Genomic DNA, 21,669 nt, shown 5'->3' on the forward strand with positions numbered 1-21,669 from the left:
CGCTCAGGTAAAGAGGAACAAAAACAATGCAACCTGATTTCTGGAATGACAAACGCCCGGCCGGCGTCCCCCTGGATATCGATCTGGGTGCCTACAAGTCGGTGATCGAGGTTTTCGAGCGTTCCTGCAAGAAATTCGCTGACCGCCCGGCATTCAGCAATATGGGAGTCACCCTGACGTACGCTGAGCTGGAGCGCTACAGCGCAGCGTTCGCCGGTTATCTGCAAGCGCACACCGATCTGGTGGCGGGCGATCGTATCGCGGTGCAGATGCCCAACGTCCTGCATTACCCGATTGCCGTGTTCGGAGCCTTGCGTGCCGGCTTGATCGTGGTCAACACCAATCCGCTGTACACCCCGCGCGAGATGCGTCACCAGTTCAAGGATTCTGGCGCCCGGGCCCTGGTCTACCTCAATATGTTCGGCCAGAAAGTCCAGGAAGTGCTGGCCGATACCGAGATCCAATACCTGATCGAAGCGCAGATGGGCGATCTGATGCCTGCCGCCAAGGGCTGGCTGGTCAACACCATGGTCGACAAAGTGAAGAAGATGGTGCCGGCCTACAAATTGCCTCAGGCCATTTCCTTCAAGAGTGCACTGCGTCTGGGTCGGGGGCAGGGCATCAGGCCGCTGAAGGTCAGTCTCGACGATATCGCGGTGCTGCAATACACCGGCGGCACCACCGGCCTGGCCAAGGGAGCGATGCTGACCCATGGCAACCTGGTGGCGAACATGCAGCAAGCGCGGGCTTGCCTGTCCCAGCTCGGCGCCGATGGCCAGCCGCTGCTCAAGGAAGGCCGCGAGGTGATGATCGCGCCGCTGCCGCTCTACCACATCTATGCCTTCACCGCGAATTGCATGTGCATGATGGTCACCGGTAACCACAACGTGTTGATCACCAATCCTCGGGACATCGCCGGCTTTATCAAGGAGCTGAAAAACTGGAGATTCTCGGCGTTGCTGGGGCTCAACACCTTGTTTGTCGCGCTGATGGATCACCCGGACTTCAAGACCCTGGACTTCTCCAGCCTCAAGCTCACCAACTCCGGTGGTACGGCGCTGGTCAAAGCGACTGCCGAGCGCTGGCTGGCCATGACCGGTTGCCGCATTACCGAAGGTTACGGGCTGACCGAAACTTCGCCGGTGGCCTGCACCAATCCTTACGGCGACAAATCGCGGCTGGGCACGGTTGGGCTGCCAGTGCCGGGTACAACCTTGAAGGTCATTGACGACGAGGGCGTCGAGCAGGCGATGGGTGAGCGTGGCGAACTCTGCATCAAGGGCCCGCAAATCATGAAGGGCTACTGGCAACAGGCCGAAGCCACGGCGCAGGTCCTGGATGCCGACGGCTGGTTCAAGTCCGGCGATATTGCGGTCATCGATCCGGACGGGTTTGTGCGCATCGTCGATCGCAAGAAAGACATGATCATCGTCTCGGGTTTCAACGTGTACCCGAACGAAATCGAAGATGTGGTGATGGCCCACCCGAAAGTCGCCAACTGCGCGGTAATCGGTGTGCCGGACGATCGTTCGGGAGAGGCGGTGAAGTTGTTTGTGGTCGCGCGCGAATCGGGTGTCAGCCTTGAAGAGCTGAAGGCTTACTGCAAGCAAAACTTCACCGGTTACAAAGTGCCGAAACATATCGTGCTGCGTGATTCGCTGCCGATGACTCCGGTGGGCAAGATATTGCGGCGGGAGTTGCGCGATATCGCCTGATGAGGCGTTGTTGAAATCGGATTTTCGCGGCGCCTTTAAAAGATCGCAGCCTGCGGCAGCTCCTACGGGATTTGTGCTCACCTGAATGTGCGCGGTGAACCCGTTCGGAGCTGCCGCAGGCTGCGATCTTTTGCTTTTAAAAGGCCCCATTTCAGAGGCTTTCAAGGATTTATAGAATTTTTACTCTAAAAATGACCATTGGATTGTCTTTAGTCACTAACGTGACTGTATAGGCCTTCTTTGGCTCTAGTCGACCCTTGGCAAAGCTGCTACTCTCGGCCCGCTTTTGTGACTTCTCGGCCTAAGTAAAAGCCAGATTCACCAATAAAACACACACCAATAATAATCGCATCAAATGCGGTGATGAATTCGCGTTGCTGAGGAGTGGGCTTCCATGAACGAAAACTTTTGGAAGGATAAGTACCCGGCTGGAATTGCTGCTGATATCAATCCAGACGAGTATCCGAACATTCAGGCGGTGTTGAAGCAATCGTGCCAACGCTTTGCCAACAAACCGGCCTTTAGCAACCTTGGCAAGACGCTCACCTATGGTGAACTGTACGAACTGTCAGGCGCTTTTGCCGCTTATCTGCAACAGCATACCGACTTGCAACCCGGCGATCGAATTGCCGTGCAGTTGCCGAACCTGTTGCAATACCCGATCGCTGTGTTTGGTGCCATTCGCGCCGGTTTGATCGTGGTCAATACCAACCCGCTGTATACCGCGCGGGAAATGGAACACCAGTTCAACGACTCCGGTGCCAAGGCGCTGGTGTGCCTGGCCAACATGGCGCACCTGGCGCAAACCGTAGTCCCCAAGACTTCGGTCAAGCATGTGATCGTCACCGAAGTGGGTGACCTGCTGCCACCGCTTAAACGCCTGCTGGTCAATAGCGTCATCAAGTATGTGAAGAAGATGGTTCCGGCCTATCACTTGCCCAAGGCCATCAAGTTCAACGACGTGTTGAGCAAAGGTCGTGGCCGCCCGGTCGAGGATGCCAACCCAGCCAGCAGTGACGTCGCGGTACTGCAATACACCGGTGGCACCACCGGCGTGGCCAAGGGCGCGATGCTAACCCACCGCAACCTGGTGGCGAACATGCTGCAATGCAAGGCGCTGATGGGCTCCAACCTCAATGAAGGCTGCGAGATCCTGATCACCCCGTTGCCGCTGTACCACATCTATGCCTTCACCTTTCATTGCATGGCAATGATGCTGATCGGCAACCACAACATCCTGATCAGCAACCCGCGTGACCTGACAGCGATGGTCAAGGAACTGTCCAACTGGAAGTTCAGCGGCTTTGTCGGCTTGAACACGCTGTTTGTTGCGCTGTGCAACAACGAGGCATTCCGCAAGCTGGACTTCTCGGCGTTGAAAATCACCCTGTCGGGCGGCATGGCCCTGCAACTGGCCGCTGCCGAGCGCTGGAAAGCGGTAACCGGTTGCTCGATTTGCGAAGGTTACGGCATGACCGAAACCAGCCCGGTGGCCACGGTCAATCCAATCCAGAACATCCAGATCGGTACCATCGGTATTCCGGTGCCGTCGACCCTGTGCAAAGTCATAACCGATGATGGCATCGAGCTGGCGTTGGGCGAAGTTGGCGAGCTGTGCGTCAAGGGCCCGCAAGTCATGAAGGGCTACTGGCAGCGTCAGGAAGCCACGGACGAGATCCTCGACAGCGAAGGCTGGTTGAAGACCGGCGACATCGCGCTCATCCAGCCAGACGGCTTTATGCGCATCGTCGATCGCAAGAAAGACATGATTCTGGTCTCCGGTTTCAACGTCTATCCGAACGAACTGGAAGACGTGCTGGCGACCCTGCCCGGCGTGTTGCAGTGCGCAGCGATCGGTGTGCCGGACGAGAAATCGGGCGAAGCGATCAAGATTTTCATCGTCGCCAAGCCGGGCGTGACCTTGACCAAGGAGCAGGTCATGGAGCACATGCGCGCCAACGTCACCGGTTACAAAGTGCCAAGAGCCGTTGAGTTCCGCGACGCGCTGCCGACCACCAACGTCGGCAAGATCCTGCGCCGTGAGTTGCGCGATCAAGAGCTGAAGAAGCTCGTCGCGATGAAGTGAAACCGGATGTAAACATCAAGCCCGCCCTGTGCGGGCTTTTTGCTGTCTGGCGGATGGGTTTAGCGCTTGATGTGTCGGACGGAATTCGCGCACTACGAACTGTACTGGAGCCGTAACAATGGGGCGAAGACTGACATTCGGGGATTTTTTGAGCCTGGGTGTGTTTTCTCTTCTGGATAAGTCGTCGCAGCTTTACAGATTCGGACAGCGCTCAGGTTTGCACCGCAAGCGCTTGTTCTTGCCAAGATTTTTTAGCGTTAAAAGACGGCAGGCGGTGTATCATTGCGCCCGTCAGCCCCGCCGGGGCTTGTGGAATACCTCCATGGACTTACCCAGTAGTTACTCAGTACCTCGTTTTTACAATCATGAATTGACTGATTGATCTTCCGGCGTGCCCCGCTGCTGGGAGTGGAGTTCGCCTATGTCTGAAGTTGAAGTAAAGAAAACCCAGGAAAGCCTGCAAGACCGCCTCGCTCAAGTCGTTGAGCTGCTGCAGCGCCAGCGAGTGATCGAAGACCTGACTCATCGCCAGGAAGGTCATCATCAAGACCGGGTCGAGAACCTGGTCCACCGGCAGAACGTGGTCGAGTTGCAGCGCAAACTCGACGACCTGCACTCCGCCGACATCGCCTACATCCTCGAAGCCTTGCCGCTCGAAGATCGTCTGATGGTCTGGCAGCTGGTCAAGGCCGAGCGCGACGGCGACATCCTCCTTGAAGTCTCCGATTCAGTTCGGGAAACGCTGATCGCCGACATGGAGGATCACGAAATCCTCGCGGCCGCCAAGGAAATGGACGCCGACGAACTCGCTGACCTGGCGCCTGAGCTGCCGCGAGATGTCGTCCACGAACTGATGGAAACCCTCGATAGCCAGCAGCGTGAGCGTGTTCGCTCGGCCTTGTCCTATGACGAGGATCAAGTCGGCGCATTGATGGACTTCGAGATGGTGACTATCCGCGAGGATGTCAGTCTCGAAGTGGTATTGCGTTACCTGCGTCGGCTCAAGGAGCTGCCGAGCCATACCGACAAACTGTTTGTGGTCGACTACGGCGGCGTGCTCAAGGGCGTGCTGCCGATAAAGCGACTGCTGGTCAATGATCCGGACAAGCAAGTGTCGGAGGTGATGGCCAGCGATACGGTGAGCTTTCACCCGGACGAAGATGCCTACGATGCCGCCCAGGCATTCGAGCGTTATGACTTGATTTCGGCACCGGTGGTCGACAAGAACGGCAAGCTGATCGGCCGTCTGACCATCGACGAAATGGTCGACCTGATTCGTGAAGAGAGCGAAAACGAAGTTCTCAACATGGCGGGTCTGCGTGAAGAGGAGGATATTTTCGCTTCAGTCTGGAAGTCCCTGCGCAACCGCTGGGCCTGGCTGGCGATCAACCTGATTACCGCCTTCGTCGCCTCCCGGGTAATCGGGCTGTTCGAAGGTTCCATCGAGAAACTGGTGGCCCTGGCCGCATTGATGCCGATTGTTGCCGGTATCGGCGGCAACTCGGGTAACCAGACCATCACCATGATCGTGCGCGCCATGGCGCTGGATCAGGTCAGCACTGGCAATACTTCGCGCTTGATGCGCAAAGAGTTGGCGGTCGGCTTGATCAATGGCCTGGTCTGGGGCGGGGTGATCGGTGTGGTGGCTTATCTGCTGTACGGCAGTTGGTCGCTGGGCGTGGTGATGACCGCGGCGATGACCCTCAATCTGTTGCTGGCGGCATTGATGGGCGTCTTGATCCCCATGACCCTGGCGCGGGTCGGTCGCGATCCGGCGATGGGCGCGAGCGTGATGATTACCGCCGTGACCGACAGTGGTGGGTTCTTTATCTTTCTCGGGCTGGCGACGATTTTCCTGCTCTGAGTCTTCTTTGCGCAGCCTGGCCAGTTAGCGGGCTGCGCGAATTCCCTTCTATCCACCCTTGCTGGCGTATTCTGAAATGTCCCTGGTCGAGCCAGATTTCGGGCAAAAAAAAAGCCAGCGTGAGGCTGGCTGAGCTTTCGGGATGGAATCAGGAAGCGTCAGTTGCCATTTCGGCGTCATGAGCGATCAGCGACACCAATGCGTTTTGCTGACGGTGAGACAGCTGGCGAAAACGTTGAAGCAGTTCGCGCTCATGCAGTGACAGCTCGGGGCTGTCCAGGCGCATGCTCAGCTCTTCGCCCAAAGCGCCTTCCTGAATAAGACTTTGCTCCATGCGCGCGATGATTTCAGAGTTCATGCTGCGATGATGATTGCGAGCCACCTCGGCGATGCGTTCACGCATTCCATCGGGCAGACGCACGACGAACTTGTCAGCCGTACGGCTGGAATAAATTGCCTGTTTCAATGGGCGCATATATTTAACCGGTTAGTTCAGGGGAGCGGTTTTCGGAATTGGCCGCAAGATGTCTGTTAGGACAAGCTTTACTGCCAAATGTTCAACCTGAATTGTCAGAGGCCCGCATCATGCCTCCAAATGCCAGATCGTTGGCGTCAATTCTGTGACAAATATTGAGCTGGGTAAAGGCTTTATGCCAGCACCAATTATCAGAAATGCGGACTGGTTTGAAAAGTCGGCCCCAAAGCGCATCTCTAAGCCGCTTCCTCTTGCCCGTCAGAAGGTGTTTGATGCCCCGGAGCGCGCATTTTATGCGGATACGATCGTTTATCCTTCTTGTATAGGATAGTGGCAAATGGCCGATTTACTAGGCACTCAAGCGACAAGAGATGTTACCGGGATGCCGGGCAAGCTGATCTATCTAATGGGCCCCTCAGGGGCAGGCAAGGACAGCTTGATAGATGCCTCCCGCGAACCTTTGCGCAGCCTTGGCTGTGAGGTGGTGCGACGGGTCATTACCCGCTCGGCGGAGTCCGTGGGGGAAGATGCCCTGGGGGTCTCACGAGCGGAATTCGAACGACTTTGCGAGCAAGGCGGTTTTGCCTTGCACTGGCACGCCAATGGTCTGGACTACGGAATACCGGCGCAAATTGATCAGTGGCTCGACAGTGGGCGCCATGTGTTGGTCAATGGCTCCCGAGAACATCTGCCCGAAGCGCGCAAGCATTACCCGAGCTTGCTACCGATTTTGCTGACGGTGCAGAGCGACGTCTTGCGCCAGCGGCTGGTGCGGCGCGGGCGTGAAAGTGCCGATGAAATTGAAGCGAGGCTGCGGCGCAATGAGCTGTTTCTCGCCAGTAGTTCTTCAGGTGACGCAACTGCAGTCCAGCGCCTGGATAACTCGGGCGAGTTGTCCATCACCGTCGAACATTTCCTCGGCTTGTTGAAGCAGCAGGGGATCAGCGTAACACCGGATCGAACTTGATTTTGCGTCCGGCGATCAGCGCCAGAATAAACAAACCGGTAAATGTTCCGAAAGCAATCATCGGCAGAGGACTGGCTTCTTCCCCGGTCAGGAAGAGATTCAAGGCAGCGCTGAGGAGTGCCAGAATCAAAAATGCGGCGGCTGGTTTGGACATACTTTGCTCCTGACGAGGTGATTCAAAATACCCAGTTTTGCGAAGGCTGGCTGCTCGGTTGCTCGACTTGAATATCCCGCGCATTCCGGGCTGATTCAAGCGCGTGGTCGTTCACCGCTTCCGGCTTTGGTGCTTGATGGTGGGGGTAATGGGCGGAGGTAGATGCTAGCTGATCAGCGCTGCCATCCGCTTGAATGTGAAAAGCCACCACCACAGCCAATGCGATCGCATTCAGGAGTAATAGGGCGCTGTTCATGGCGATGTCTCCGCTGTTTCTTGAGAAAGTAATAAAGCAGCGCTCGTGCCAAGAGTTTAACTCCTATTAAATCCTTTAAAAACAAAGACTTATATTTCTTGTAGAAAAGTTGCTCATTGCATTTTGCAGTGATGGCTTTTTGGGACGATGCAATTTGCACGATAGCCGATGGTGCGGTCCCGCGCCAGCGCTGGCCTACACTTAAAAAGCCTAAGGACGACATGACAAAAGCCGTCCTGGCCGTTAACATGCTCGCCGTCCCTTGCGCCGCACAGTTCACAGCGGTCGCCATTTGTCTCAGTAGCTCAATTGGATAGAGCATCCCCCTCCTAAGGGGAAGGTTGGCAGTTCGAACCTGCCCTGGGACACCATATAATTCGGGCCTCTCAAGACTTTTTCCTGACAGATCGGTTTAGCCGTGACAGCAGGGTGGCAGCAGCAGGCAAAAGAAAGCCCCGCCGGGCAATGCTGAGGCGGGGCTTTTTATTCCAAACACTTCGGGGCGATGATTACCCATCAACCAGTATGATGGGTGTAAGCCTGCAACGAACCCGCAACTCCGGTGCGGATCAACTCGCCTCCTTCAATCCACGTTTGGGTCGATTGATAGGCGCGTTGCAGCAGCTGATCGGTCTGGCTGAAGTCGAACACTGAAGCGTCTATTGGACACAACGGTGCGACCGCTAGGCAATTGCACAGACTTGCCCACCCATTTGCATTCGATCTGACCAGCACGCTTCGTGGCCGTGACCGGCAGAGATCGACCGAGGCTGTGTGAAAACGTTTTAGAGCAGGTTTGATTGTCAGAACGGGAACGAAAATCGCGTCCCTATGCAAGTTTCAGGTCTGCTGACCAACCAAACGCTGGCAGATTTTATGTAGCAACGCGGACTTCAAAAAGGTGCATGCGTTTTCACACAGCCTGGACCCATAGCGGACATTGAGCTATGGGGAACTATAGTTCGAAAGCAGTCCGTCGCCCCCTTGCCTCGCAGCGACTCTTCTTACTCAAACTGAGTGAAAAACTCGCCAGAGATCACATCAGCGAGAAACCGTCGCTGTTCGTCAGTCACTCTCTGCCTGGCTGTGTGCCCGTGCTCATCGGGAGCTTTCAGTAACCGAGCCTGAGTGTCCGTCGCTACCTGTATCAGCGCGCTTTTTTCGTCATCGGTCATGGACGCAAGCCAATGAGCCGAAGTTTCAAGCAGGCTCACCGAGTGATCAAGCTCCAGGACATCTTCGTTCGTGAACATGAGGTGCCAGAGGTAAGCGAATGTGAGTTCAGCTAGGTTTTGCATTGGTTTTGGCTGCCTTGGATATGGAGTGTTGATTCTATCCGTTAACGGAAAGTTCGAGAGGCGATACCGGCCATTCGTCTCCGGCCACTTTGGATCTAGAGTGTGTAAAAAAAATCGCTAGATCCCGTTTCGATTTTCAATGCCTGAGAAGCAGTCACCATTCGCAGCCTGATCAAGGGCACGACGCTTTTCTGGTGAGCTAAACCAGCCCAGCAGATCACCGGGAGAAGTAAAAAAAAGCCATTTTCTGCCCTTCACGCACAGAAGAAGGTAGCCATTGCCTAGGCAGATACGGATGCGGGACTGATCCGCCACGCATAACGCCGTTTTCGTTAAACACCCCCACACAAAAGCCCACCCCAGTGGGCTTTTGTGTGAGGAGACATTTAATGAAAACGGCGTTATGCGTAGCGACTCAGGGACGCTTGTTGGCCCGGATTCCAAGTCCTGACAGCGCTTCGAACAGCGCTTCACCCCCCTCGGAAATGCTGCTGCTGTCGTCGTTTGCATGCGTCAAGATCAAGTAGCCGTCAGCTTCATACAGGGTGACGGCGTCCACCTCGGCATAAAACTTGTCGTTGTGTCTGAACGATACCGCTGAATTCAGTTTGGCTCCTGCGGTGCACGTGGGGCGGATCACGACGCGACCGGATCGGGTGCCAGGTCATGGATGCCCTCACGCATCGGGGGCAAGCTGTGGATTTTGTCAGCGGTCACGGCCATGGCCACACACGCCATCCGACCGCGCTGAATTTCAGTGATGACCCCCGCATCGCGTAAGCCCAAGGCATAGCCCTCGGCACGACCGGCGGCTTCCATCACCAGGGGCAGGAGGCGTCCTTCGATGATCTTGAACAGCAGGTTCCCCCACCGTATCGTCTGCCCACTGCTCAGCCCCATAACTGCGTCATACGCGGCGAGAGAACTCAACATATTACTGTCAGCCAGAACATTGGAATTTGACATGAATTAAATCTTTTTTTGTTTTTGAGTGGGTTTTATACAGACGAAAAAAAAACGGCGGGATGAAAGCCACCGTTTTCTTTTTCTACTGATTCCGTATCCATTGTGCATCGTCCCTGATGGATCGCTCTACTGCGATGTCCCTAGCTCTCAGCCTTGTCAGCCTGGTCGATCCATCAACACAACGGGTGATATTAACTGGCCAGGCAGCAATGAGGCGGCGGGCAATTGCCTAAGCCATTGTATGCAATTGCTTACAACGCCTCCGAGGCCAGATTCGATGGAGGATAAAGGCGAAATTTGAATCCATCGGCCCCTTGATTACGCGCTCTCACCGGTAGCGATCCGCGAGAGTGCTTATCTGGCATTGTCCAGGATTGCAGCTTGTAGCCCTCCTGGCTCAACTCGGCGCGCGCCTCTTCCAGCAGGCTTTCCAGCTGCGCCGGATCGGAATAGGCACTGCTTGGAATCTGTTTGCGGCCAATACGATTGTTGGTCCGGTCGATGACGGTCAGGCTCAGTTCGCCATTACCGTCTTGCGGAGCCCAGGCGACGCATTGAAAAGGTTCAAATGCGTCGCCGGCAATCAAAAGTGCTTCGTTGATGCGGAGCGGGGTGCTCATGGGTTTTCTATCCTTGTACCCAAAAAAATGATGTGCCGTCGGTTGGGCTTACCGGTCGGCTGGCTATTAGTAGGGGAGTCAGCACGGACAAATAGAAATAATCATTTCCATTTTCAGGCGCGTGGGTCTCAGTTGTTAGAAGTCTCGCCGGCTGGCAAAGGCTCTTTGCTGCGCCAGTGTGGCAGGGAGTTCCAGTAGCGTTGACCTTTGGCGTCGTCGTACATGCCTTCCCAGCGCGAGATGACCAGTACGGCGAGGGCATTGCCGATCACGTTCAGCGCGGTACGGGCCATGTCCATGATGCGGTCGACACCGGCGATGAACGCCAGCCCTTCCAATGGAATCCCGACACTGCCCAGGGTCGCCAGCAGCACCACGAAGGAAACGCCCGGTACACCGGCGATGCCTTTGGAGGTGACCATCAGGGTCAGCACCAGCAGCAATTGCTGGCTGATCGACAGGTCGATGCCGTACAGCTGGGCAATAAAGATCGCCGCGATGCTCTGATACAGGGTCGAACCATCAAGGTTGAACGAATAGCCGGTCGGTACCACGAAGCTGCAAATGGCTTTTGGCGCACCATAGGCTTCCATCTTCTCGATCACCCGCGGCAGCACGGTTTCCGAACTGGCGGTGGAGTAGGCGAGTACCAGCTCGTCCTTGAAGATGCGCATCAGCTTGATCACCGAGAAGCCGAACAGGCGAGCGATCAGGCCCAGTACCATGAAGGCGAAGAAGGCGATGGCGAAGTAAACCAGAAGCACCAGCTTGGCCAGCGGCAGCAAGGAAGCAAAACCGAAATTGGCGACGGTCACTGCGATCAGTGCGAATACGCCGATCGGGGCGTAGTTCATGATCATGTGGGTGACTTTGAACATGCTTTCCGACACGCCCTGGAACATCTTCACCAGCGGGTCGCGCAAATCGGACTGCAGGCTCGACAGGCCAAGACCGAAGAGTACGGAGAAGAAGATGATCGGCAGCATCTCGCCACGGGCTATGGCGGCGAAGATGTTCGAAGGAATCAGGTTGAGGATGGTTTCGATGAACGCATGTTCATGCTGAACCTCGGCGGCAGTTGCCTGGTACTTGGAAATATCCACCGTACCCAAGGTGCTCATGTCGATACCCGCGCCCGGATGGAACACGTTGGCCAACACCAGGCCGACAACGATGGCGATGGTGGTCACCACTTCGAAGTAAAGAATGGTCTTGAGACCAATGCTCCCGAGTTTCTTCGCATCCCCTACGCCAGCAATGCCGACAATCAGCGACGAGACCACGATCGGGATCACGATCATCTTGATCAGACGGATAAAGATATCGCCCGCTGGTTGCAGGACGTTGCTGATCCACCAGGCTTTTTCGGCACTGAAATGGTTGAGCAGCGCACCGATTGCAATCCCCAGTACCAGACCGATCAGGATCTGCCAGGCGAGGCTAAGCTTTGCCTTCTTCATATTATATTTTTATCCTTACTTCAGTTTAACTCAGGCAGGTGCGCGAACTGGAACGCCCATTGGCGGAAAAGTCTGTGCATCTGCCCCCAGATAAGGTCGCTCAGAGCTCGTGTTTATGGCTCTCTGGCAGGCGGCGAAGAAGGCGCAACTATTCCGATGCAAGGGAGCGGCGTCTAATGCTGTAAACGCCTACCCTATGCTGAATCAGCATGGGATTTCTCAAATGAAACTATCGTCCCACGCTGTTCGAATACGCCATTTCGGCAGGCATAAGTGCCGTGACCCGACCATTACAGGAGGATGGCTGAGCGTTTTTTGATTAGCGAAATGAAGGGCTAAAACTTAGGGAAATTCGTACAAGAAATAGCGAAAAAGCAGCGTAATTTAATCCAGCCTTCTCGATAACCGGCTCTTTGCAACTGAAACACTGGCGAAACATTCGGGCCGTATGATCCGCATCACGGAAACCGAAGGTGTTAGAGATGAATCGGCCATCACGAAGCATGCGCAAGTTGCTCGACTCAGTCGCCACCAACAACGAGGTCGCGGCGCTGGATGTAATGCGCGCAGCTGAGCAGCTCGAGGACGAGTTGTTGCGCCAGCGGTTGCTCAACCTGATTCACCGGCTCAATCAGGACGCCAATGACTTGCGATTGGCGCGCGACGACATCCAGGGCGGCACCATCAAATTAGCGTGACCGGCCGCCGGCGGGCCCAACGGAGCCGATTCCGACCGGCAGAAAATGGCCGATTGTTGCCTGTCGCGAAGGGGTGCAATCGACCCAAACCGGTCAGTCGTGACAGGCAGAAAACGGCGAGTTCTGTTACCAACTCGGCATGCACCTAAAGTTTCGCAACCGGCGTCGAATCCTAAACGGCCCCGAACGCACTGCTCTGTGAATCAATTCGAGCAGCAAGCCGGTGTCGTGTACGCCAACGCGGGTCATAAGGCCAACCCAAAGGTTGGCCTTTCAGAGTGTCAGCCCTAGTTGGCAGGATTTCGGACCTGGATTTTTTGCAGCATGCTTGTTGTTTCAGTGATGCACTTCTTGTCATCGCCAGCTTTCTGGGCCTCTTGTGCTCGCTTCAGCGCTGCTTTGACGTTGTCTTTGGCGCTCGCTGATGTCGAGGGTGTAGAGGCCAGCGTGTCTTCGAGGGCTTGTATGTTTGTCTCGCAAAGATCTTTGTCCGCAGCAAACACCGGTGAGGCCAACATTGCAGCGGTGATGAATAATCCAGCGATTGCAGAACGCTTCATGGGTATCTCCTTGTGCATGAGGGCTCGGTACTGCCGGTTAATGGGGCGGTTCGCCGAGCTGGTTACAGACCCGTTCACAGGGCCTAGTTAAATGATAGCCGCACGCAGCAATTCGGTATTTTTTGCCAATTAAATGAAAAAGCAAAAAGCAAAAAAGAGGCGAAAACGCCCCTTTTTTAAGATGGTCCTCATACAGAACGTGCCTCAGTTACCCGGTCCACCAGGTAGACCAACCCGTGATAGTCGATCCCGCCGTGTTGGCTCCAGGCCGATTTCATAGGTGCGGCTGGTGGAGTTGCCTTCGCTGCAATGCTGCACTGCGTTCTTCAAGGTGCGCAGCGAATGAGCATTCAGCTCCGGCGTGGTAAAGCCCTTGTCGCCGGCAAAACCACAGCAGTGAATGCCTTCGGGGATGACCACGTTCTTGCTGCAAGGCCGGGCCACCGTCCGTTTTTGGCCGATTTCTGCCGGTCACGACTGACTGAAATCGACCCAGGCTGTGTGAAATTGTTTCAGAGCGAGTTTGACAGTCAGAATCGATGAACAGTTGCTGCTCCCGCAGTGAGTTCTCCTGCGTTCCTTTTCCAGTTCAATGAAGTAACCGCGCCGGATTACCCAGTACCCAAAGCTGATACTCCGACACTGCAGTCATGAGCGCTTTAGCTTCGAGCCGCAGGCGCTCGACCTCCTCGGCCGGCTGCACGCCGTTCGCTTCGTTGTAACGGCGTACTGCTTGCAGAGCCTTGCGCAATAGCGGCTCACCCGCTGCCACCTTCCCAGCAAGGTCGTCCATGCAGTCCTCCAAAGTCGATAATTCTGGAAAATGTAGCAGCCAAATTAAATACGCTGGACTCTGACTAGAACTGGGCTACCAGTGGATCAACTCAGGTTCCACCACCCGGAACCTGAGTTAATACCTGACGCTTAGCTCAACCGAGGATCTCAGTGGCAGTAAGATCCAGGCACTGACGCGCCTTGGTCACCAGTTCATCGATTTCGGCTTTGCTGATCACCAGCGGCGGCGAAATGATCATGGTGTCGCCGACGGCGCGCATGATCAGGCCGTTGTCGAAACAGTGACCGCGGCAGATCATGCCGACGCCCTTGCCCTCGAAACGCTCGCGGGTCTGCTTGTTCTTCACCAGCTCGATCGCACCGAGCATGCCGACGCCACGGACCTCGCCCACTAGCGGATGATCTGCCAGTTCACGCAAACGCTGCTGCAGATAAGGTGCCGTTTCCTCACGCACGCGCTCTAGAATCTCCTCTTCGCGCAGGATGCGGATGTTTTCCAGCGCCACCGCCGCTGCCACGGGGTGCCCGGAGTAGGTGAAACCGTGGTTGAAATCGCCACCCTCGTTGAGCACCTCGACGATCTTGTCGCTGACGATCAGCCCGCCCATGGGGATGTAGCCGGAGGTCAGACCCTTGGCGATGGTCATCATGTCTGGCTTGTTAGCGAAGTAGTCGCTGCCAAACCATTCGCCGGTGCGGCCGAAGCCACAGATCACTTCGTCGGCAACGAACAGGATGTCGTACCTGGCGAGGATCTCGCGGATCTTCGGCCAGTAGCTGTCGGGTGGAATGATCACGCCGCCGGCACCCTGAATCGGCTCGGCAATGAAAGCCGCGACCTTGTCTACACCGACTTCGAGGATTTTCTTTTCCAACTGCTCTGCGGCCCAGATGCCGAACTCGTCCGGCGTCATGTCGCCGCCTTCTGCGAACCAGTATGGCTGTGGGATGTGCACGATATCGGGTATCAGACCTCCCTGGGCGTGCATGCCTTGCATCCCGCCCAGGCTGGCACCGGCCACGGTCGAACCGTGGTAGCCGTTGATACGGCCGATGATAACTTTCTTCTGCGGCTGGCCTTTGATCGCCCAGTAGTGACGAACCATGCGCAGCATGGTGTCGTTGCCTTCCGAACCGGAGCCAGTGAAGAACACATGGTTCATGCCGGCTGGCGCGATATCGGCAATCGCCTTGGCCAGTTCCAGCACCGGTGGGTGCGCAGTCATGAAGAAGGTGTTATAGAAGGGCAACTGTTTCATCTGCTTGCTGGCGGCCTGCACCAACTCGTCACGACCATAGCCGACCGCTACGCACCAGAGCCCGGCCATACCGTCGAGGATCTTGTTGCCCTCGCTGTCCCAGATATAGACCCCGTCAGCCTTGGTAATAATCCGTGGCCCCTTCTCCTTCAGCTGTTTGTTATCGCTGAAGGGCGCCAAGTGGTGATCATTGCTCAGTGCTTGCCACTCGAGTGTCTGCGGGTTGCTGACTTGCTTGCTCATAGTTGATTCCTAAAGTCGTACCTGACAAATCTGGAGAACGTTTGCTGTGCCCAACCACGTCAACGCGCGGGAACAGCAAGCTGCCACCTACAGATACCAGCGGTATTCGCGCGCAGCGATCTCTTGCATAAAGGCCAGATGGTCCTGACGCTTGTTTTCGCAGTAGACATCGACAAACTCCGCGCCCAGCCCTTCGCGTATCCGTGGCTCGTGCTGCATGGCACGCACCGCGTCGAGTATTTCCAGCGGGAAGTCGATACCGCTGCTGCGGTCTTCGTTGAGCGGCTCGATCGGTTCATGGCCGGTGACCAGGCCGTTCTCCAGACCAACCAGAATCGCAGCCAGGACCAAGTAAGGGTTGGCATCGGCGCTGGCCAGACGATATTCGATTCGCAGGTTCTGCGGGTCCGACTCGGGAATCCGCACACAGGCATCGCGATCCTCAAAACCCCAGCTGGCCCGCGTCGCGGCGTTCACTGTGCCGCCCAGACGGCGAAAGGCGTTCTGGTTCGGTGCAAAGATCGGCATGCAATGGGGTAGCAGCTCCAGGCACCCGGCAACCGCATGGCGCAACGCCTGCTGATGGTTGGCTGCCAGCAGGTTATTGCCCTTCTCGTCGTAGAGGCTGACGTGCACGTGCATGCCGCTGCCCGGGTGCTGCAAGTAAGGCTTGGCCATGAAGCTGGCGCGGTAACCGTGCTTGAGGGCAACACCGCGAGTGCTGCGGCAAAACAGAGCGGCCCAGTCGGCGGCACGCAGGCCGTCATCGAGGTGACCGAAATTGATTTCGAATTGACCCGGACCCAGTTCGGCTGTGATCACCGTGGTGTCGATGCCTTGGATTCGCGCCGCCTCGACCATTTCATCGAGTACCGGAGAAAAACGCGACAGCCGTTCGATGTGCATATTCGGCTGATCATCCGCATCGTCCGTCAGCAGATCGCGTGGGAACTGTGGTTGTCCATCGCGCAACTTTTTATCGAACAGATAAAACTCCAGCTCGAAGGCCACCACCGGGTGAATGCCTTTGCTGCGCAGGCGATCCAGTACCTGCGCCAGGACTTCCCGTGGCTCGAACTCGATAGGCGTCGCCGTGCCATCGGAAGTAATCAACATCTGCCCCAGCGGTTGTGCTTCCCAGGTCACCGGCTTGAGTGTGCCAGGTATCAAACGGCGACGGGCATCCGGGTCGCCGTCGTTGAAGCAGTAGTCGCCAATCTTGAACAGCCCACCCTGCACACCCAGCAGCACGCAGTTTTGCGGCAGCTTCAGAGCGCTGCCGGCGGCAACCTTTTCCAGCATGTCTACCGGGTAACGTTTACCGTAAAAGTGCCCAGGAATATCCAGGGCAATCAGGTCGACGTAGCGGACCTGCGGGTAGCACAGGCGGAACGCACGCACTTCAGCCAACAGGTCTGCACAGACAGCATTCATAGTTGTTTTTCCTTCGATCTTTATAGGTGTCATCAGGTGTAAACCCAAAGAACCCGGGTCGTCTGTTCAGTGAGGTTGCCGTAGCGGCAAAGGGTGTGGCGGGCCAACTGAAAGCTGTCTCCAGGGAACAAGGTGATTGGCTCGTCGTCATCGCCCAGCCATAACTTCAACTCTCCCTCCAGGACGTAACCTCCCTGTTCGGAGCTGTCATTCATATACCGCTCACCACTATTTGCACCGGCCTCCAGCTGGCTTTCGAGTATGGAGAAGGGAGCTGACATCTTCGGTGAGACTAAAATGTCAGTAATACCATTGGCGAAATACAGCGCACGTCGCTCATCCGGTCGAGTCACCCAAGGCAGTTTCTTGGGTTTTGGCAAGCTATAGAAATACGTGGTCGCCACCCCGAGGGTTTCGCTGATCGCCGTCAAATCCGCCACAGTTGGACGTGACAGGCCGCGTTCGACTAGCGAAAGAAAATCGACCGTGCAGCCAATTTTGTCCGCCAGTTCCTTCATGGTGCATTTCTTGTGCTCGCGCAGGTCGCGAATAAGGATCGCCAACGCTGCTATTTCTTCTTGTTTGTTCATGCCAAGAGCTCCAAAAGATGGCTCATCGTGCAGATTCAACTGACGGGTAATTTGTGCCGCGCGGCATACAGGCAGACCATCTCCATGGCGATGGTCGCGCCGGCCAGCGAAGTCACTTCGGCGTGATCGTAAGGCGGTGAGACTTCCACCACATCCATCCCAACCAGGTTAATACCGCGCAATGCACGCAGGATTTCCAGTGCCTGATGCGTGCTCAACCCGCCGCAGACCGGCGTACCTGTACCGGGTGCAAAGGCCGGGTCGAGGCAGTCGATGTCGAAGGTCAGGTACACCGGGTTATCACCTACCCGCGCACGAATCAGCTCGGCGATAGCCTTCGGTGAGTTGCTGAGAACTTGCCGGGCATCGAGTACCTGGAAGCCCATCGTGTCGTCATTGGTGGTGCGAAGACCGACCTGCACTGAGCGGCCCGGATCGACCAGGCCCTGGCGGACGGCGTGATAGAACATAGTGCCGTGATGGATCCCCTGCTCGCTGTCGTCGGCATCGGGCCAAGTATCACTGTGAGCGTCAAAGTGCACGAGCGACAAAGCGCCGTGCCTCTTCGCATGGGCCTTGAGCAATGGGTAGCTAATGAAGTGGTCCCCCCCCAGAGTCAGCATCCCGCAGCCCGCATCCAGAATGTGATCGGCATGCGCTTCGATGGCGGCGGGAGTCTTCTGCGGCTGTCCATGATCGAAATTGCAATCGCCGTAGTCGATCACAGCCAGATGATCGAAGGGATCAAACTCCCATGGGAAAGGGCGCTCCCAGGCCGTCTGGATCGACGCAGCACGGATTCCCCTTGGCCCGAAGCGAGTGCCTGGACGATTGCTGGTAGCTGTGTCGAACGGTACGCCGCTGACTACCAGATCGACGCCGCTCAAATCACGCGTGTAGCGCCGGCGCATGAAACTGGTGATGCCGCCGTAGGTCGGTTCCGATTGCGTGCCGTAGAGACTTTCACGCGTGAGGGCAAGATCGTTGCCTTGAAATACTTCCACGATGAACTCCTTAATAGTGACTGCGGAAACTAGTCCAGATGCGAGTGCGTTCGCGCTGCATGCGCAGTGGAAGCAGTTGCTCACTGAATAGCCGGGCACGCACTTCCTGTGACGGATAGATGTTCGGATCGCCGCTCACGGCTGGGTCAACCAGAGGGGTGGCGGCGCTGTTGGCATTGGCAAAGAACAGGGTGTTGGTCAGCTCGGCTATCGACTCCGGGCGCAGCATGTAGTCGATGAAGGCGAGCGCAGCCTGCGGGTGCGGTGCGTCCGCCGGGATCGCCATGGTGTCGAACCAGATCAGTGTGCCTTCACGCGGAATGCGGTAAAGCACCTCGAACGGCTGCTTAACCTCGCTGGCACGAGCGGCGGCTGTGGTGGCATCGCCGTTGTAGGTTAGCGCCAGGCAAATCTCACCCTTGGCCAGGTCGTCGATATGCCGGCCAGAGGCGACATAGCGCAGGTTCGGCTGCAACTCGGCGAGCAGTTTCTGCACCTGCTCCAAGTCGGCCTCGTTCGTACTGTAGGGGTCGTGCCCCAGGTAATTGAGGACAATGCTGATCACTTCCTGCGGTGAATCCAGCATGGCGATGCCGCAGTCCTTGAGCTTGCTTGAATATTCCGGCTTGAACAGCAAGTCGAGACTATTCAGCGGCGCATCGGGAATACGCTTCGCCACTGCCTCTTTGTTGAGCCCCAGACCGATCGTGCCCCAGGTGTAAGGCACACCGTAACGATTGCCCGGATCGGAACTGGCAAGGTTGGCCAGCAGGTCGGGGGTGAGGTTGGTGTAGTGCTTAAGTTGTGCCTGGTCGACCGGCTGCAGCGCCTTGGCTTTGATCGCCTGCGCCAGCCCGCTGGAGGCCGGAAACACCACGTCATAGCCGCTGCCGCCGGTTAGCAGCTTACTGCCCAGCGTCTCGGCGCTGTCGAAGATATCGTATTTGACCTGGATACCGGTCTCGCGCTGAAACTCCTTGAGTGCTTGCACCGGAAGGTACTCAGGCCAATTGTAGACATTCAGAACCTTGTCTTCGGCGTGCACGGACAACACGCAACAGAGCGACAAAAGCCAGGGGGCCATACGCATGATTGGGGTCTCTTCAGTTATTTTTATTATTTGGCCGGGACATCCTGCGATGCATTTCGCTTCTGATAAATATGAAGTGTGCTAACTTGGCATCTACCGCTATCAATGTTTGGAATCGCCATGTTCAGTCAAGTTCACGACGTTGATCTTCAGCTTCTTCGGCTGTTTGTCTGCGTAGTCGAGTGTGGCGGCTTTAGCGCGGCTCAAGGCGAACTGGGTATCGGTCAGTCCACCATCAGCACGCAAATGGCCAAGCTGGAGACTCGACTCGGATATCGCCTGTGCGAGCGCGGCAAGTCAGGCTTTCGCCTAACACCCAAAGGTGAGCAGGTGCTTCAAGCTACGCGCAAGCTGTTCACCGCCATCGAACAATTCAAAGGCGAAGCTCAGGGGATGGCAGATAAACTGCTCGGCGAGCTCAAAATCGGTCTATCCGAAGCCCTTGATGTACAGGTGCTGCACCGCGTAGCGCAGGCCATTGGGCGTTTTCGTAAGCGTAACCAGGATGTGCAGATCGAGTTACTCAGTGCCATGCCGGCAGAATTGGAACGGCGCCTGTTGCAGAACCAGCTGCACCTGGCCATCAGCTACTTCTCCGGCCAGCAAAGTGCGCTGAATTACCATCCTCTGTTCAATGAGCAGCAACGACTCTACTGCGGTAAGGGCCACCCGTTATTCGGTATTCCACACCCCAGCCAGATGCAGCTCAGCGCGTGTGACGGAGTGCTCCATCCTTACCGTTTCACAAGTTCGGTCGAACCATTTCAGCCCACCCACAGTAGTGTGAGCACCGAACAAGTCGAAGGAAGTCTGGCCTTTATCCTTTCTGGCGCACACATTGGCTACCTGCCGCGCCACATCGCTGTGCCTTGGCAAGCCCGAGGCCTGTTGCAGGCATTAGGGCCAGAAACGTTAGAATTCAACGTGCAATTCCACTTGGCCAACCATAGTGGCCGCCAACCAAGCGAGGCACAGCAAGCCGTGGTTGAAGATTTACTGATTGCGTTCGCCGAAAACTCTGAGATCTGACTAGATTCAGGAGACGCTCCTGAATGGTGAGGCGCGAGTAGAGACACCAATGTGGTCGAAGATTGGGCTCTCACTATCCCGGCGGCAGTCGTTAACCGCACTTTCTTTTATGGTTAACACCCTCCCGCTACCCAGTTTGACCGGAATTAAAGGGAGGGATGATCGCCCTGGTTCAGAACCTCACTGCCCCCTTAATGCAGCGCTTCCTCGTCTAGATAGTTGCTGAGACATTCAATAAAGGCTAGGAGTTTGCGTGTGTGGCGTCTGTGTGCCGGATAGATCACATGGACTGTAGAACCGAATTGCTCCGGGTCCGGGTCTATATCGGGGAGCAGTTGCACAAGTTCGCCACGCCGCAGATAGGGAGCAGCACTCCACTGTGGACAGAATTGCATTCCCTGCCCATCCAACAGCGCACTAAACAAAAGATCATAGCTATCGCTAGACAGGCGAGGCACCGGCTGCAATATGCGCCGGCGTTCGCCTGCATGGGTCAACCACCAGTAATGCGGGTTCAGTGCAGGGTGTCGATAGATCAACCAGTCATGTTGATCGAACGTTTGCGGTAGGACTTCAAGAGGCTTGCGCTGTAGATAGCGTGGGCTAGCGTAAAGTCGGATACGGTTGACGGTCAGTGGTCGGGCGATCAGATCCGGCCCAACAGGTCCGTCACGCACAGCAAGATCGTAGCTGCCCTCAAGCAGGTCCACGAACTCTTCGGTGAGAACTACCTCAAGACGCATCTGTGGGTACCTATCAAGAAAGCGACAGCACACCGCATTCAGAAACGCCGGAGCGTAGGACGGTGGCGCCGCTACTCGCAAAGTGCCACACATCTCCTGCTGGAGTTGGTCAAGATCTTCCCGAGCTTGCTGCAGCTGAATTAGCACCTGTCGAGCGCTTGCCAGATAGATCTGTCCGGCCTCGGTCAGGGCAATTCGGCGGGTAGAGCGCTCAAAAAGACGTGTGCCTAATTCCGTCTCAAGGTGGGTTACCGCCCGGGTCAGAGCCGACGTGGTTTTGCCCAGGTAGGAAGCCGCGCGCGTAAAACTGCCTTGTTCCGCCGTGGCGACGAACATAGTGATAGCGCCGAGCTGATCCATTCA

The 21,669-nt window shown here is 56.3% G+C and carries 20 protein-coding genes, 1 tRNA gene and 3 pseudogenes; 7 read left to right on the forward strand and 17 right to left on the reverse strand.

Going from position 1 to position 21,669, the window contains the following annotated elements:
- Positions 1 to 26 precede the first annotated feature (26 nt).
- The 3 genes from fadD2 (at position 27) to mgtE (ending at position 5,665) form a co-directional block, all read left to right on the forward strand.
- A complete protein-coding gene (gene fadD2, locus ACA064_RS06560) occupies positions 27 to 1,715 on the forward strand; it encodes a long-chain-fatty-acid--CoA ligase FadD2 (RefSeq protein WP_497672653.1) in 1,689 nt (562 codons plus the stop codon).
- 394 nt (positions 1,716 to 2,109) lie between these two features.
- Complete coding sequence (gene fadD1 / locus ACA064_RS06565) at positions 2,110 to 3,801, forward strand: long-chain-fatty-acid--CoA ligase FadD1 (RefSeq protein WP_497672654.1); 1,692 nt, start codon at positions 2,110 to 2,112, stop codon at positions 3,799 to 3,801.
- A 421-nt stretch (positions 3,802 to 4,222) separates the two neighbouring features.
- Complete coding sequence (gene mgtE / locus ACA064_RS06570; protein ID WP_497672655.1) at positions 4,223 to 5,665, forward strand: magnesium transporter; 1,443 nt, start codon at positions 4,223 to 4,225, stop codon at positions 5,663 to 5,665.
- Positions 5,666 to 5,813: 148 nt separating this feature from the next.
- Here the strand turns inward: mgtE and ACA064_RS06575 are convergent, their stop codons facing one another.
- Entirely contained in the window at positions 5,814 to 6,140 is a 327-nt protein-coding gene (locus ACA064_RS06575) for an Arc family DNA-binding protein (RefSeq protein ID WP_150643884.1), read from the reverse strand.
- 382 nt (positions 6,141 to 6,522) lie between these two features.
- On the opposite strand from ACA064_RS06575, the gene phnN reads away from it, so the two are divergent.
- Complete coding sequence (gene phnN / locus ACA064_RS06580) at positions 6,523 to 7,107, forward strand: phosphonate metabolism protein/1,5-bisphosphokinase (PRPP-forming) PhnN (RefSeq protein ID WP_497674183.1); 585 nt, start codon at positions 6,523 to 6,525, stop codon at positions 7,105 to 7,107.
- Here phnN and ACA064_RS06585 read toward each other — a convergent pair.
- Entirely contained in the window at positions 7,082 to 7,261 is a 180-nt protein-coding gene (locus ACA064_RS06585) for a PA3371 family protein (protein WP_497672656.1), read from the reverse strand. The two genes, phnN and ACA064_RS06585, sit on opposite strands and share 26 nt — an antisense overlap.
- Positions 7,262 to 7,434: 173 nt before the next feature.
- A complete protein-coding gene (locus ACA064_RS06590; protein WP_497672657.1) occupies positions 7,435 to 7,839 on the reverse strand; it encodes a hypothetical protein in 405 nt (134 codons plus the stop codon).
- Here ACA064_RS06590 and ACA064_RS06595 point away from each other — a divergent pair.
- Positions 7,812 to 7,888, forward strand: a tRNA-Arg gene (locus ACA064_RS06595). The genes ACA064_RS06590 and ACA064_RS06595 overlap by 28 nt on opposite strands.
- A gap of 145 nt (positions 7,889 to 8,033) precedes the next feature.
- Here the strand turns inward: ACA064_RS06595 and ACA064_RS06600 are convergent.
- The 5 genes and pseudogenes from ACA064_RS06600 to gltP all read right to left on the reverse strand — a co-directional run.
- Positions 8,034 to 8,198, reverse strand: a pseudogene (locus ACA064_RS06600) (patatin-like phospholipase family protein); the annotation flags it as partial.
- A gap of 1,032 nt (positions 8,199 to 9,230) precedes the next feature.
- Positions 9,231 to 9,455: a hypothetical protein gene (locus ACA064_RS06605; protein ID WP_497672658.1), complete on the reverse strand. Its 225-nt coding sequence runs from the start codon at positions 9,453 to 9,455 to the stop codon at positions 9,231 to 9,233.
- Positions 9,452 to 9,781 (reverse strand): hypothetical protein, encoded by a 330-nt coding sequence (locus ACA064_RS06610; protein WP_497672659.1) that lies wholly within the window; start codon positions 9,779 to 9,781, stop codon positions 9,452 to 9,454. Before ACA064_RS06610 ends, ACA064_RS06605 begins: the two co-directional genes overlap by 4 nt.
- A 359-nt stretch (positions 9,782 to 10,140) precedes the next feature.
- Positions 10,141 to 10,401, reverse strand: a pseudogene (locus tag ACA064_RS06615) (hypothetical protein); the annotation flags it as partial.
- Positions 10,402 to 10,529: 128 nt separating this feature from the next.
- On the reverse strand, positions 10,530 to 11,861 hold the full coding sequence (gene gltP / locus ACA064_RS06620) for a glutamate/aspartate:proton symporter GltP (protein ID WP_497672660.1): 1,332 nt from the start codon (positions 11,859 to 11,861) through the stop codon (positions 10,530 to 10,532).
- A gap of 482 nt (positions 11,862 to 12,343) precedes the next feature.
- Here gltP and ACA064_RS06625 point away from each other — a divergent pair, with 482 nt between their 5' ends.
- Complete coding sequence (locus tag ACA064_RS06625; RefSeq protein ID WP_497672661.1) at positions 12,344 to 12,559, forward strand: hypothetical protein; 216 nt, start codon at positions 12,344 to 12,346, stop codon at positions 12,557 to 12,559.
- A 287-nt stretch (positions 12,560 to 12,846) separates the two neighbouring features.
- Here the strand turns inward: ACA064_RS06625 and ACA064_RS06630 are convergent, their stop codons facing one another.
- The 8 genes and pseudogenes from ACA064_RS06630 to ACA064_RS06665 all read right to left on the reverse strand — a co-directional run bounded on the left by ACA064_RS06630 (position 12,847) and on the right by ACA064_RS06665 (position 19,534).
- Positions 12,847 to 13,119: a PA2433 domain-containing protein gene (locus tag ACA064_RS06630; protein WP_497672662.1), complete on the reverse strand. Its 273-nt coding sequence runs from the start codon at positions 13,117 to 13,119 to the stop codon at positions 12,847 to 12,849.
- 188 nt (positions 13,120 to 13,307) lie between these two features.
- Positions 13,308 to 13,551 (reverse strand): annotated as a pseudogene (locus ACA064_RS06635) (hypothetical protein); the annotation flags it as partial.
- 157 nt (positions 13,552 to 13,708) lie between these two features.
- Positions 13,709 to 13,912: a hypothetical protein gene (locus ACA064_RS06640; protein WP_497452953.1), complete on the reverse strand. Its 204-nt coding sequence runs from the start codon at positions 13,910 to 13,912 to the stop codon at positions 13,709 to 13,711.
- A 136-nt stretch (positions 13,913 to 14,048) separates the two neighbouring features.
- The gene (locus ACA064_RS06645) at positions 14,049 to 15,416 is read right to left on the reverse strand and encodes an aspartate aminotransferase family protein (protein ID WP_497672663.1); all 1,368 of its coding nucleotides are present in this window, start codon (positions 15,414 to 15,416) and stop codon (positions 14,049 to 14,051) included.
- Between the two features lie 87 nt (positions 15,417 to 15,503).
- Positions 15,504 to 16,850, reverse strand: a complete 1,347-nt coding sequence (locus tag ACA064_RS06650; protein ID WP_497672664.1) for a glutamine synthetase family protein — start codon at positions 16,848 to 16,850, stop codon at positions 15,504 to 15,506.
- Positions 16,851 to 16,882: 32 nt separating this feature from the next.
- Positions 16,883 to 17,440, reverse strand: a complete 558-nt coding sequence (locus ACA064_RS06655; protein ID WP_497672665.1) for a helix-turn-helix domain-containing protein — start codon at positions 17,438 to 17,440, stop codon at positions 16,883 to 16,885.
- A 35-nt stretch (positions 17,441 to 17,475) separates the two neighbouring features.
- Positions 17,476 to 18,444: an agmatinase gene (gene speB / locus ACA064_RS06660; RefSeq protein WP_497452949.1), complete on the reverse strand. Its 969-nt coding sequence runs from the start codon at positions 18,442 to 18,444 to the stop codon at positions 17,476 to 17,478.
- A gap of 10 nt (positions 18,445 to 18,454) precedes the next feature.
- Entirely contained in the window at positions 18,455 to 19,534 is a 1,080-nt protein-coding gene (locus ACA064_RS06665; protein ID WP_497633920.1) for a polyamine ABC transporter substrate-binding protein, read from the reverse strand.
- 120 nt (positions 19,535 to 19,654) lie between these two features.
- On the opposite strand from ACA064_RS06665, the gene ACA064_RS06670 reads away from it, so the two are divergent.
- Positions 19,655 to 20,563, forward strand: coding sequence for a LysR family transcriptional regulator (locus ACA064_RS06670; RefSeq protein ID WP_497672666.1), 909 nt, complete (start codon positions 19,655 to 19,657; stop codon positions 20,561 to 20,563).
- Between the two features lie 191 nt (positions 20,564 to 20,754).
- Here the strand turns inward: ACA064_RS06670 and ACA064_RS06675 are convergent, their stop codons facing one another.
- Positions 20,755 to 21,666: a LysR family transcriptional regulator gene (locus tag ACA064_RS06675; RefSeq protein ID WP_497633922.1), complete on the reverse strand. Its 912-nt coding sequence runs from the start codon at positions 21,664 to 21,666 to the stop codon at positions 20,755 to 20,757.
- Positions 21,667 to 21,669 lie beyond the last annotated feature (3 nt).

The organism is Pseudomonas sp. LBUM1658, from assembly GCF_059716055.1.

Bases quoted from the DNA above. Each gene is read 5' to 3' on its own strand.
- gltP (WP_497672660.1), bottom strand. From the start codon at position 11,861: ATGAAGAAGGCAAAGCTTAGCCTCGCCTGGCAGATCCTGATCGGTCTG.
- ACA064_RS06675 (WP_497633922.1), bottom strand. From the start codon at position 21,666: ATGGATCAGCTCGGCGCTATCACTATGTTCGTCGCCACGGCGGAACAA.
- ACA064_RS06585 (WP_497672656.1), bottom strand. From the start codon at position 7,261: ATGTCCAAACCAGCCGCCGCATTTTTGATTCTGGCACTCCTCAGCGCT.
- ACA064_RS06630 (WP_497672662.1), bottom strand. From the start codon at position 13,119: ATGAAGCGTTCTGCAATCGCTGGATTATTCATCACCGCTGCAATGTTG.
- mgtE (WP_497672655.1), top strand. From the start codon at position 4,223: ATGTCTGAAGTTGAAGTAAAGAAAACCCAGGAAAGCCTGCAAGACCGC.
- ACA064_RS06575 (WP_150643884.1), bottom strand. From the start codon at position 6,140: ATGCGCCCATTGAAACAGGCAATTTATTCCAGCCGTACGGCTGACAAG.
- fadD2 (WP_497672653.1), top strand. From the start codon at position 27: ATGCAACCTGATTTCTGGAATGACAAACGCCCGGCCGGCGTCCCCCTG.
- ACA064_RS06610 (WP_497672659.1), bottom strand. From the start codon at position 9,781: ATGTCAAATTCCAATGTTCTGGCTGACAGTAATATGTTGAGTTCTCTC.
- ACA064_RS06590 (WP_497672657.1), bottom strand. From the start codon at position 7,839: ATGCTCTATCCAATTGAGCTACTGAGACAAATGGCGACCGCTGTGAAC.
- ACA064_RS06670 (WP_497672666.1), top strand. From the start codon at position 19,655: ATGTTCAGTCAAGTTCACGACGTTGATCTTCAGCTTCTTCGGCTGTTT.
- phnN (WP_497674183.1), top strand. From the start codon at position 6,523: ATGCCGGGCAAGCTGATCTATCTAATGGGCCCCTCAGGGGCAGGCAAG.
- fadD1 (WP_497672654.1), top strand. From the start codon at position 2,110: ATGAACGAAAACTTTTGGAAGGATAAGTACCCGGCTGGAATTGCTGCT.
- ACA064_RS06645 (WP_497672663.1), bottom strand. From the start codon at position 15,416: ATGAGCAAGCAAGTCAGCAACCCGCAGACACTCGAGTGGCAAGCACTG.
- ACA064_RS06650 (WP_497672664.1), bottom strand. From the start codon at position 16,850: ATGAATGCTGTCTGTGCAGACCTGTTGGCTGAAGTGCGTGCGTTCCGC.
- ACA064_RS06625 (WP_497672661.1), top strand. From the start codon at position 12,344: ATGAATCGGCCATCACGAAGCATGCGCAAGTTGCTCGACTCAGTCGCC.
- ACA064_RS06640 (WP_497452953.1), bottom strand. From the start codon at position 13,912: ATGGACGACCTTGCTGGGAAGGTGGCAGCGGGTGAGCCGCTATTGCGC.
- ACA064_RS06655 (WP_497672665.1), bottom strand. From the start codon at position 17,440: ATGAACAAACAAGAAGAAATAGCAGCGTTGGCGATCCTTATTCGCGAC.
- ACA064_RS06665 (WP_497633920.1), bottom strand. From the start codon at position 19,534: ATGCGTATGGCCCCCTGGCTTTTGTCGCTCTGTTGCGTGTTGTCCGTG.